General features: G+C 49.8%; 10 protein-coding genes. 4 read left to right on the forward strand and 6 right to left on the reverse strand.

The features are described from left to right. Together ligD and ACO1NT_RS10020 are read left to right on the forward strand one after the other, a co-directional pair. Window positions 1-1,287, forward strand: a 1,287-nt coding sequence (gene ligD / locus ACO1NT_RS10015; RefSeq protein ID WP_449048488.1) for a non-homologous end-joining DNA ligase, incomplete at its 5' end; no start/stop codon positions are given. Between the two features lie 121 nt (window positions 1,288-1,408). Next, entirely contained in the window at window positions 1,409-2,296 is an 888-nt protein-coding gene (locus tag ACO1NT_RS10020; protein ID WP_449048489.1) for a dienelactone hydrolase family protein, read from the forward strand. Between the two features lie 21 nt (window positions 2,297-2,317). Here the strand turns inward: ACO1NT_RS10020 and ACO1NT_RS10025 are convergent, their stop codons facing one another. Both ACO1NT_RS10025 and ACO1NT_RS10030 read right to left on the reverse strand, forming a co-directional pair. Next, window positions 2,318-3,073, reverse strand: coding sequence for a sulfite exporter TauE/SafE family protein (locus ACO1NT_RS10025; RefSeq protein ID WP_449048490.1), 756 nt, complete (start codon window positions 3,071-3,073; stop codon window positions 2,318-2,320). Then, entirely contained in the window at window positions 3,066-3,734 is a 669-nt protein-coding gene (locus ACO1NT_RS10030) for an HAD family hydrolase (RefSeq protein ID WP_449048491.1), read from the reverse strand. Before ACO1NT_RS10030 ends, ACO1NT_RS10025 begins: the two co-directional genes overlap by 8 nt. Window positions 3,735-3,813: 79 nt before the next feature. Here ACO1NT_RS10030 and ACO1NT_RS10035 point away from each other — a divergent pair, with 79 nt between their 5' ends. Beyond that, a complete protein-coding gene (locus ACO1NT_RS10035) occupies window positions 3,814-4,557 on the forward strand; it encodes an RluA family pseudouridine synthase (RefSeq protein WP_449048492.1) in 744 nt (247 codons plus the stop codon). Here ACO1NT_RS10035 and ACO1NT_RS10040 read toward each other — a convergent pair whose 3' ends face one another. From ACO1NT_RS10040 to purN, 4 genes are all read right to left on the reverse strand, one after another. Then, window positions 4,558-5,436, reverse strand: a complete 879-nt coding sequence (locus tag ACO1NT_RS10040) for a DUF72 domain-containing protein (protein WP_449048493.1) — start codon at window positions 5,434-5,436, stop codon at window positions 4,558-4,560. Between the two features lie 83 nt (window positions 5,437-5,519). Continuing rightward, window positions 5,520-7,046: a bifunctional phosphoribosylaminoimidazolecarboxamide formyltransferase/IMP cyclohydrolase gene (gene purH / locus ACO1NT_RS10045; protein ID WP_449048494.1), complete on the reverse strand. Its 1,527-nt coding sequence runs from the start codon at window positions 7,044-7,046 to the stop codon at window positions 5,520-5,522. A 552-nt stretch (window positions 7,047-7,598) separates the two neighbouring features. Beyond that, window positions 7,599-8,285 carry a hypothetical protein gene (locus ACO1NT_RS10050; RefSeq protein ID WP_449048495.1) on the reverse strand — a complete coding sequence of 229 codons (687 nt, stop codon included), beginning with the start codon at window positions 8,283-8,285 and terminating at the stop codon, window positions 7,599-7,601. 119 nt (window positions 8,286-8,404) lie between these two features. Then, window positions 8,405-8,977, reverse strand: a complete 573-nt coding sequence (purN, locus tag ACO1NT_RS10055; protein ID WP_449048496.1) for a phosphoribosylglycinamide formyltransferase — start codon at window positions 8,975-8,977, stop codon at window positions 8,405-8,407. Window positions 8,978-9,327: 350 nt separating this feature from the next. Here purN and asnB point away from each other — a divergent pair, with 350 nt between their 5' ends. Continuing rightward, window positions 9,328-11,013, forward strand: a complete 1,686-nt coding sequence (gene asnB, locus ACO1NT_RS10060) for an asparagine synthase B (protein ID WP_449048497.1) — start codon at window positions 9,328-9,330, stop codon at window positions 11,011-11,013. Window positions 11,014-11,171: the final 158 nt, after the last annotated feature.

The raw sequence follows: 11,171 nt of genomic DNA on the forward strand, positions 1-11,171 counted from the left end.
AATACCGGAACCTCAAAACCGTTCAGCGCCTTGTTGCTGGGCGTATTTGAGGGTAAAGATTTCCGATATGCTGGAAAGGTAGGTACGGGGTTCAAAGATGCCGAACAACGGGAAATGCTGCGCTTGTTCAAACCGCTGGTCCGCAAAACAAGTCCATTCACCACTACTCCCGGCCCGAGCAAACCATCACGGTTCAGACCCAATCCGCCGCATGCGGAGGCAACGTGGCTGGCCCCTACAATCGTGTGTGAAATCCATTATACCGAAGTGACCGAGGAAGGCGTATTCAGGCACCCTGCATTCATCGCTCTGCGGGAGGATAAGGATGCCAAAACGGTGGTGCTTGAAAATAAGGTTGTTATGGAAGAAGTGAAAAAGAAAGAAAAAACGCAGGTGAAGAAAGTAAACGGCAATGAACTGAAATTCACCAATCTCCAAAAGGTACTCTGGCCGGAGGGGGGGTACACGAAAGCTGATATGCTCAATTATTACCGGCAGGTGGCCAAATACATACTGCCCTATCTTAAGGACCGGCCCCAATCGCTCAATCGGTTTCCCAATGGGATCGAGGGTAAGAGCTTCTATCAAAAAGACATGACCGGCAAGGTGCCGGGATGGGTAGAAAAGTACCCTTATAAAGCCGAGGGCGAGCGTAAACGCAAGCATTACATGCTTTGCAATAATGAGGCAGCCCTGCTCTATATGGCCAACTTGGCAGCTATCGAGATGAATCCATGGAGCAGCACAATCCATAAACCAGATTATCCAACATGGTGCCTGCTAGACCTCGACCCCGATAAAACCAATACTTTCGAGCAGGTGATCGAGGTCGCCAATGCTATCCATGCCTTTCTGGAGACCATCGCCGTCCCTTCGTATTGTAAAACTTCCGGTTCCACCGGCCTGCATATCTATATTCCCTTGGGCGCGAAATACACGTACGACCAATCGCAGCTTTTCGCCCGCTGGGTGGCCAACGAAGTGGATGCAACACTCGATTTTACTAGCGTGGAGCGGATGATTGACAAGCGCCGTGGCAAGGTGTACATCGATTTTTTGCAAAACCGGCCGTCGGCGACACTGGCGGCACCTTACTCACTTCGCCCAAAGCCCGATGCCACTGTGTCGATGCCACTTCATTGGAAAGAAGTGAAAAAAGGGTTGAAGATAAGTGATTTTACGATTGCCAACGCGTTGGATCGCATCCGTTCCGAAGGGGACCTATTCAAGCCGGTACTTGGCAGGGGGATTAACCTCAGGAAGCTACTTAAAGATTTGCAGAAGTAATGGCAGCTATCTCCGATATTTCTATTTTTAATTATTTTTATACTTGCGTTTGCGTCTTGGCCTACGCAGGCCCGGCGCAAGAAGCCAACACATACCAAGGGAGCGCTAAAAACTAGAAACGATGAAACAATTAAAAAAAGAAGACATCCGGCAGGAGGTCTTTGATCTTTACGACGATTATGCACATAATCGATTATCGCGCCGAGATTTCATGCAGCGGTTGTCGGCGTATGCAGGCGGCGCTGTCACGGTGCCAGCACTCATGAGTTTCCTGATGCCCAATTACCAGGAGCGTATCCAGGTCAAGGCCGGCGATCGTCGGATCACGGAAACATATGTCGACTACCCTTCGCCGAAAGGAGGCGGCACGATAAAGGCATTGTTGTGTATACCGAAAGATCATAGCCAACAGCTGGGAGGGATTGTGGTGGTACACGAAAACCGTGGCCTGAATCCGCATATCGAAGACGTGTGCCGGAGGGCTGCTGTGGCCGGATTTGTCAGCCTTGCGCCTGATGCATTGAGTCCGTTGGGTGGGTACCCGGGCACCGATGATGAGGGACGCGAAATGCAGAGCACGCGGAATCGCGATGAGATGCTCGAAGACTTCATCGCTGCCGCCGAATTTCTGAAACAGCAGGAAACATGTAATGGCAACGTCGGGGTGGTGGGTTTCTGTTTCGGTGGGTGGATCTCCAATATGATGGCTGTCCGTATACCTGATCTGAAGGCTGCCGTACCTTTTTACGGAGGACAGCCCGCTGCGGCTGACGTGCCGAGAATACAGGCTCCGCTGCAACTCCATTATGCCGGTTTGGATACGCGGGTGAACGAAGGGTGGTCGGCCTATGAGCGGGCATTGGAGGCAAATGATAAACAGTATACCGTGTATATGTATGCCGACGTCAACCATGGGTTTCACAACGATACCACGCCCCGCTTTGATCCGGAAGCCGCGAAGTTGGCGTGGCAGCGTACCGTGGACTTCTTCAAAGCAGAACTTAGCTAGCTGGCGACAGGGTGCGGCTGCTTATACGAACAGAAATAAGGTGGATATGACCGTCAGCGCAATCATGGCGGTCTTAAACTGGCGCTCGGGAAGTATGTGGACCATGCGGATACCCAAGATCCCACCAAGCAGTATAACCGGAAGTGCCGTCAAATCAAGCAGGAGACTGTTCCATGAAAGGTTATCCCATACAAAAGCTTGCAAGGGGATTTTCAAGTAGTTGAGGGTCATGATAAACCACGCCCCGGTGGCGACAAAAGCAAACTTCGGCAATCGGAGCGCAAGTAGATAGACAACGAGGAGTGGACCCGCCGCATTGCCGATCATGGTTGAAAAACCCAACAAGAACCCCATGACTGGCGCGAACCAGGGTGATTCGGTGAGGGCATAGGCCCGCTCCGGTCGCCGGGTGAACACCATGGTCACGATCCCCACAAGGATGCAGATAGCCATCATCACCTTGAATCCCTTTTGGGGGATAAGATGCCCTGCAACGAGTGCAACGACCAACCCCAGCAATGCCCAGGGCATGGGTTTGAGTACGAGTGCCCGATGGAACTTCTTACGGTAATAAATGACGGCAAGTAAATCCGCCATGCATAGCATGGGCAGCACGATGCCTGTGGAGGCTTTTGCGCCGAACAGCAGCGCGAATATAGGCACCGTGAAGGTACCGATATTGGGTATGCCTGTTTTGGACATGCCAATGAGCAGGGCACAACCCAGAAAAACAGCCCATTCGACCGGCCCTTGCAAGAAACCGGAAAAATCAGGCATCGGGGCTGGTTAATAGATTGGCTATGTCATCTATACCAATTTCACGGTAGTCGTAGATATAACGCTTGCAGGGGGGAAGTTCATCCGCTGTATGGGAGGTAAGTACGCCGACGACCACCGCACCCGCGTTGCGGGCTGCGGATACGCCGGAATACGAATCTTCGAAGATGACGCAATTACTCGGTTGCACCTGGAGCAGGTTGGCCGACTTGAGGTAAATTGCCGGGTCGGGCTTGTGGGCGGTTACATCCTCGCTAGACAAAACCGCATCCATATATGGGCGTATGGAGAGTTTGTCAATGATGAAGTCGAGGTTGGCCCGAGGCGCCGAAGTGGCAACCCCTATACGGTAACCTGCGGCTTTAAGCCCGTCCAAAAACCCCGGCAGGCCAGCTATGGGCACAACATGGTCTGCATACATCTCACGGAAGAGTGCTTCTTTTTCTTCAGCGAGCTTTTTAACTTCGGCATCATCCAGCGGGCGTTTGAAAAAATAACGCATGATGTAATCATTGTGCTTGCCATACATGTGGTCTTCAAACTCCCCCATGGTGTAGTCCACATTGTATTTATCGAAAAACTGCTTGAATGCTTCGGTATGGTGTGGGTTGGTGTGGGCGATGACCCCATCCATATCGAAAATAATGGCGTAGTTATCCATACGGCAAAGATAGCCTTTTTGGCGGAACGTAGGCGGAATAGGTTTCCCGTTGTCGCTACGAATACGTAATTTTGCCCACATGAATAACCACGATCGCTATGTGCCCAAGTTGCCGCAGTTTGCAGAACAGATTATCTTCGAAGACGACAACCTGATCGTGATCAACAAACCTGCATTTTTGGCCTCATTGGATGAACGGGAGGGGGGAGAACCCAGTGTATTGCGTTTGGCCAAAAAGTACCACCCCGAGGCCCAAGTATGCCATCGGCTCGACAAGGAAACCTCCGGACTGTTGCTCATAGCCAAAAACCCTGAAACCTATCGGTTGGTGTCTATCGAATTTGAGCGCCGGCGCGTGACGAAAACCTACCATGCCATCATCGGCGGGACCCATGTGTTCGAAGATGTGCTGGTCGATCTGCCCATACTTAACCTGGGCAATAAAAACGTGACGATAGACCGGGCCAATGGCAAGCGGGCCGAAACCTATTTCAACTCGCTTCGTTATTTTAAACATTTTACCCTGGTGGAATGCCGTCCGGTAACCGGCCGGATGCACCAGATCCGGATACACTTGGCCACACAGCAAGCCGCCATCGTGGGGGACGCCCTATACCACGGCAAACCGGTATACCTTTCGCAGATCAAAAAACGCGGCTTTTCATTGGGGCGCGGAAAGGAAGAACAGCCCATCATGCGGCGGTTTGCACTGCATGCACATGAACTGCGGCTTACGATAGGGGATAAGCCCTATCATTTCCAGGCACCTTACCCAAAGGACTTCGCTACGCTGCTCCGCCAGTTGGAGAAATACGACGATTGATCAATTAAACAGCTTGCCGACCGGCCCTCTTACCTCGAGACCGAGGTCGGCGTTAAGTTTTTCGATGAAATACGTGGAAAGGAGTGGGGATTCGACTTCAATATTCTGGTGAACAAAAAAGTAAAGCGACCGCAACCCCGCGTCGCGCCATTCTTTGATGCGGGCAACCCAGTCATCCAGCCGGTTCTTATCCGTCGGGTGATTGGCGCCTACATAGCGAACAAAAGCGGTTGGGGTGGTGAGGCGCATGTGAAGCATGTCCCGTCGGCCTGCTGTATCCACAAGTACATTTGCTGTTTTTTCTTCTTCCAGCAGGCTATATAATTTTTGGCTAGTGGGAGCGTCAGCGAACCATTCGGCATTACGTACCTCCACCGCCAATGGTACGGATTTCGAAAATTTCTTGACGAATGTCGCCAATCGATCAAAATCTTTCGGTTTGAAATTGTCGTGCAACTGGAGAAAACTTACCCCCAGCTTTTCTTCGAATAATGCGATAGCATCAGCGAATGCGGTCATTTTCTCATCCACATTGAGCAAACGGCCATAGTGACTGATGGATTGCGGTACCTTCGGGAAAAACTTGAAATCAGCAGGGGTTTTGGCTTTCCAGGTCTCCACCTGCTGCTTGTCGGGCGAGTTGTAGAACGTACCGTTCAACTCGATGCTGTTGAATTGCGTAGCGTAATAGCTCAACTCATCTTTGGTTCCTCGCGGATAGAACCCCTTGAGGTCCTGCCTGTTCCATTTCGCGCAGCCCACATATACCTCCAACGACTTAGTGGGTTTATGCCTGCCCAACAAAGCCAGGGTATCGGGGTGGGTGGGGGGTAGGGTAAAATCTATCGCTTCTGGATTTTCAACACTTCCGAATTTCATAACCGAGTTGCTTTTTATTGGACGCGGATGACACGGATTCAATTGAACGTTTTCGTATCCGCAATGATCCGTGTTCCATATTATTAATGTTTGAAATGCCGCACACCGGTGATAACCATCGCTACGCCTTTTTTGTCGGCCATTTCGACAGATTCCTTATCGCGGATGGACCCCCCCGGCTGGCTGATTGCCGTGACGCCCGCATCGGCGGCAATCTCCACACAATCGGGAAACGGAAAGAACGCATCTGACGCCATCACCGCCCCACGCAAATCAAACCCGAAAGACTTGGCCTTTTCGATGGCCTGCTTCAGCGCATCCACGCGCGAGGTTTGCCCCACGCCGCTTGCCGATAGCTGGCCATCCTTGACCAGTACAATGGTGTTGGATTTGGTATGCTTGACGATTTTATTGGCAAAGAAGAGATCTTCCAACTCCCGCTCGGTAGGGGCTTTGTCCGTAACGGGCCGCATTTGTTCAGGCCCCTCGATTACCGCATCCTTATCCTGTTCGATCACGCCGTTGAGCAATGTTTTGAATTGGCTCTTGGGAAGTGTCGTATGTTTGCGCCGCAACAATATCCGGTTTTTCTTGCTGGTAAGTATGCGTAGCGCGGCCTCACTGTAGGTCGGCGCTATCAAAACCTCAAAGAACAGTTTGTTGATTTCTTCGGCCGTTTGCCCATCGATTTCGCCGTTGCAGATGATTACACCGCCAAATGCCGATACCGGATCGCAGGCCAGTGCATCCTGCCAAGCGGTGAGCAAATCCGGGCGGGTAGCAACGCCGCACGCATTCGTATGTTTGAGTATGGCAAATGTCGGTTCATCGAATTCATCGATGAGCGCCACCGCCGCGTCCACATCCACGAGGTTGTTATAGGATAGTTCCTTGCCGTTCAGCTTATCGAACAGCGCATCCAGGTTGCCATAAAAAACGCCCTTTTGGTGGGGGTTCTCGCCATAACGGAGTACCTGGGCCTGTTGTTCACTTTTTTTGAACACTTGCAGCGGCTCTTCCCGGTTGAAATAATTGAAGATGGCCGAATCGTAGTGCGACGACACGTTGAATGCGCGTTTGGCGAGTTCTTTACGGTGTTCAAGGAACGTATACCCCTCATTTTCGGCAAGGATATTTTCAAGGTATTTATAGTCGTCTTTGGAGGCAATAATGGCCACATCGTTGAAGTTCTTCGCCGCGGCACGGATCAGCGAGATGCCGCCAATATCTATTTTTTCAATGATTTCCTGCTCTGATGCGCCCGATGCCACCGTTTCTTCAAACGGGTAGAGGTCTACAATAACAAGGTCGATTTCGGGGATTTCATATTCCTGCAATTGCTGGCAATCGGCTTCCAACGGCCGGCGCGACAGGATTCCGCCAAATACTTTAGGGTGAAGCGTTTTCACGCGGCCACCCAAAATAGAGGGGTATCCGGTAAGGTCCTCTACGGGAACCACGTCGTGGCCAAGCTCACGAATAAACGTTTCGGTGCCGCCAGTAGAATAAAAGGTAACGCCTTGTTTGTGTAATAGATTAATTAATGGTGCAAGGCCATCCTTATAATATACGGAGACCAGTGCATTTTTGATTTTTACGGGATGGCTCATTCGCTATTCAGCTATTTAGTTTATGAGCCGCAAAGATAAAAAAAATCCCCGTGCATTTTTGCCCCGGTATTTACTTGCCAGGGCAACGGCATTTAAAAACATAAACGATTAATCGTCATTGCGAGCAAGAGCGTTTGCCCCGTACTTTACCCTCGGCGTCATTGCCTTTTGCGTCATTGCGAGCAAGAGCGTTTGCCGGTGAAATGGAGCGAAGCAATCTGTTTTCGTCGAAGATTGCTTCAACTCGCACAACCCAACACAGTTTCGCAATGACGACAAGTTTTAAATGCGGTTGCCCTGTTTACTTGTGGATGCACGACAGATTTCCGGTTTTTCACGCAAAGGTCGCTGAGGCTTCGCAGAGGTCGCAAAGTCTATTTCTTTGGGCACTTTGCGCGAAAGCAAAGCGCCTTCGTGAACTTTGCGTGATTTTTTTAGTCCACAAAGGTTCGCTTCGCGAGCAATACGGATTACCTGCGGTGAGCACTTCGTGGTTTTTGTCGTGCGCCCTTTACTTGCCTGTAGGCCGCTTGACCAATTTACCGGTTCATGTTATTCTAACCGGAAATATTTGCGGACTTCGTTCATGTCGGTTGCATCGATGACACTGCTCATGTCTTCAAAATTCGCAGCCGGGATAACCAGCACCCTGATTTTGATGAATCTTATGGCATTGGTAGATGTCCCTGCTGTTTTGGTAATGCGCATGGTACAGTCCTGCGTACCTGTTCCTGAATACAGGAAATTGGCATTGAAATTATAGAATTTAGATACATAGGGGATCTGGATACTGTTGCCATTACCGAATTCGCCATAAACCAGCACTACGCTGTTTTGAAAATCACTAATCGTCAACGGAAAGACAAACTCCAAGGAGCTTTCGTCTCCCGCAGCAAATTGGATCCCGGGAAGACCATTATCAGCCCATTCGTATTCGCTGACATTTGCGGTCCCGGGCTCTCCCTGCGGGCCCCTTGGCCCTGTGGCACCACGTTCACCCTGCGGGCCCCTTGGTCCTGTGGCGCCACGGTCACCCTTGTCGCCTTTTTCTCCGGTAGCGCCTCGATCACCTTTGTCGCCCTTGTCGCCTTTTTCTCCTCTTTCACCCTGAACCCCTTGTTCTCCGATCGGCCCCTGTGGCCCCGTGTCACCTTTTTCACAACCCTGAATGATGCCAAGCCAAGCGATACAGCATACGAGGTATCCATGTCTTTTGACGGTCGAATAAATACTTTTCATGCTATTTTTTTTGTTTCAGCACAAAACTACAGCGCGACAAGTATCTGCACTTGTAAAAAACCGACAAAATCACCATCGCATGTCTCTACGTTGGCGGATGCCGCCTCGTATGCTAGGCTTTACATTTTCTTCAGTAGGTTTTCAATGACTTTCGGGTAATGGAGATGTTCCAATTGCTGGCCTTTAAATTTAATGACTTCAAGGTTGTCGCTAGGTTCGATGCGGAAACGGGATTGGTAAATGATTTCACCCTCATCGAATCGTTCATTGACAAAATGGATGGTGATACCCGATTCCTCTTCGCCCGCATCAAGCACAGCTTGATGTACGCGGTCGCCATACATGCCCTTACCGCCATAAGCCGGTAGTAAAGCCGGATGGATATTGATGATTTTATTGGGATACTTTTTCAATAGATTCTGAGGAACCAGCCAAAGGAAACCCGCGAGCACAACCAAATCAATCTGGAGCCTGATGAGCAGATCGACGATTTCATCCGTTTGGTATAATGCATACCGGTCAAAAATATGGGTAGGTACCTCAAAATTATCTGCACGCTGGAGTACATAAGCATCCGGATTGTTGGTGAGGACCAAAGCGACCTCAGCCCGATCGTCGTATTTGAAGTGTTCCATGATTTTCTGGGCGTTCGACCCAGATCCTGAGGCAAAAATGGCGATTCGTTTTTTCACGTTGTTTTGTTGAATTGATGTATTCTCCAGCGGAATGCACCCAAACTTAATAAAGTTTGCCAAATTAAACAAGGCAAACGATTATCTTTGGGCGCTGCAAAAGTAGTGTTTATATTGCGGTCGGCCAATAGCCGCGGCGACCCGTGGGGTACCATCGGGGACAACGCCGCCCCACAAAGTCTATATATTAAAATTGTGACACTGCACCGCTTGTTTTGTTAGTATAATTATTTAAATAATCTTGTTTCTTTGAAAAAATGATTAAAAAAAATTGTTTTTGTTGCGAATGTTGATATTTTATGCGTTACTTTGCAACATTAGCAATAATGCATAGTTAACTGTATACATTTATGTGTGGAATCATTGGAGCTTTTGACTTGAAAACCAAGTCGGAAGAATTGCGCCCCCAGGTATTGAAGATGTCGAAGCGCATTCGGCATCGGGGACCAGATTGGTCGGGGATATATAGCTCAGACCGAGCTATCCTAGCGCATGAACGTTTAGCAATCGTTGATCCGAAATCAGGCCAGCAGCCGTTATATAGCTCGAATCGAAATATCGTGCTCGCCGTGAATGGCGAGATTTACAATCACCAACAATTGCGTAGTGAACTATCCGATTATGGTTTTTCCACCCAAGTTGACAGTGAGGTGATTTTGGCGTTATACGCACAGAAGGGGCCGGGCTTCATTGAAGATTTGAATGGTATTTTTGCCTTCGCGCTGTATGATGCAGACAACGATGCCTATCTGATTGCCCGTGATCACATCGGGATCATTCCGTTGTATATGGGATGGGATGAAGCGGGTACTTTTTACGTCGCTTCGGAGTTGAAGGCATTAGAGGGCTATTGTAACAAGATAGAAACATTTCCTCCGGGGCATTACCTGTACAGTAAGGAGGGCAACGCTCCACAGAAGTGGTATACGCGCGATTGGGAACAATACGAAGCCGTAAAAGATAATATAACCGATATCGATGTACTCCGTAAGGGGCTGGAGGATGCCGTGCACCGCCAGTTGATGTCTGATGTGCCCTATGGCGTATTGCTTTCAGGTGGATTGGATTCGTCGGTGATCGCTGCGGTGACGAAGAAGTTCGCGTCGCGGCGGGTGGAGTCTAACGACCAGGAAAAGGCGTGGTACCCGCGGTTGCATTCCTTTGCAGTTGGATTAAAGGGGTCGCCGGATCTTATCGCGGCAAAGAAGGCTGCCGACCACATCGGTACGATCCACCATGAAATCAACTTCACCATACAAGAAGGGCTCGATGCCGTGCGCGATGTGATTTACCACTTGGAAACCTATGATGTAACCACCATACGTGCATCCACGCCCATGTATCTCCTCGCCCGGGTCATTAAATCCATGGGCATCAAAATGGTATTGTCTGGCGAAGGATCCGATGAGTTGTTTGGTGGGTATCTCTACTTCCATAAAGCGCCGAATGCGAAGGAATTCCACGAAGAAACCGTCCGCAAGCTGGGTAAATTACATCTTTACGATTGTTTACGGGCAAATAAATCGTTGGCCGCATGGGGCGTGGAGGGGCGTGTGCCATTCTTGGACAAGGAGTTCATCGATATCGCGATGCGTGTGAATCCAGAAGACAAGATGATCCGTGAAGGACGGATGGAAAAGTGGGTCGTACGTAAGGCTTTTGAAGACTACCTGCCCGAAAGCATTGCGTGGCGGCAAAAAGAACAGTTTTCAGATGGTGTGGGGTACAGTTGGATCGATACCCTGAAAGAACAAGCCGCGCAGCGCGTCACTGATGCGGAGTTAGCCGAAGCGGCGGATCGGTTCCCCGTCAATCCTCCGCAAAACAAGGAGGAATACCTGTATAGGTCTATTTTTACCGAACATTTCCCATCGACTGCCGCCGCGTTGACGGTACCGTCCGTCAAATCCGTGGCGTGTAGCACGCCGGAGGCGTTGGCATGGGATGCTTCTTTCCAGAACTTGAATGATCCCTCGGGCCGGGCAGTGGCCAGTGTGCATAACGAGAGTTACGAGAAGACAATTGTCAATTTTTAATGGTTAATTTTAATTGTCAATTATAGAAGAAAGGGCCGGAAAACTCAATGTTTTCCGGCCCTTTCCGCATTAATCATTAATCATTAACCATTGGCAATTAACAATTACAAAGGTCTGATCCAGATGTTACGGAAACTTACCGGATTGCCATGGTCTTG

This window comes from Parapedobacter sp., assembly GCF_053550995.1.

Excerpts from the sequence above, each read along its gene's own strand:
- ACO1NT_RS10020 (WP_449048489.1), top strand. The coding sequence starts at position 1,409 with ATGAAACAATTAAAAAAAGAAGACATCCGGCAGGAGGTCTTTGATCTT.
- ACO1NT_RS10035 (WP_449048492.1), top strand. The coding sequence starts at position 3,814 with ATGAATAACCACGATCGCTATGTGCCCAAGTTGCCGCAGTTTGCAGAA.
- asnB (WP_449048497.1), top strand. The coding sequence starts at position 9,328 with ATGTGTGGAATCATTGGAGCTTTTGACTTGAAAACCAAGTCGGAAGAA.
- purH (WP_449048494.1), bottom strand. The coding sequence starts at position 7,046 with ATGAGCCATCCCGTAAAAATCAAAAATGCACTGGTCTCCGTATATTAT.
- ACO1NT_RS10040 (WP_449048493.1), bottom strand. The coding sequence starts at position 5,436 with ATGAAATTCGGAAGTGTTGAAAATCCAGAAGCGATAGATTTTACCCTA.
- ACO1NT_RS10030 (WP_449048491.1), bottom strand. The coding sequence starts at position 3,734 with ATGGATAACTACGCCATTATTTTCGATATGGATGGGGTCATCGCCCAC.
- ACO1NT_RS10025 (WP_449048490.1), bottom strand. The coding sequence starts at position 3,073 with ATGCCTGATTTTTCCGGTTTCTTGCAAGGGCCGGTCGAATGGGCTGTT.
- ACO1NT_RS10050 (WP_449048495.1), bottom strand. The coding sequence starts at position 8,285 with ATGAAAAGTATTTATTCGACCGTCAAAAGACATGGATACCTCGTATGC.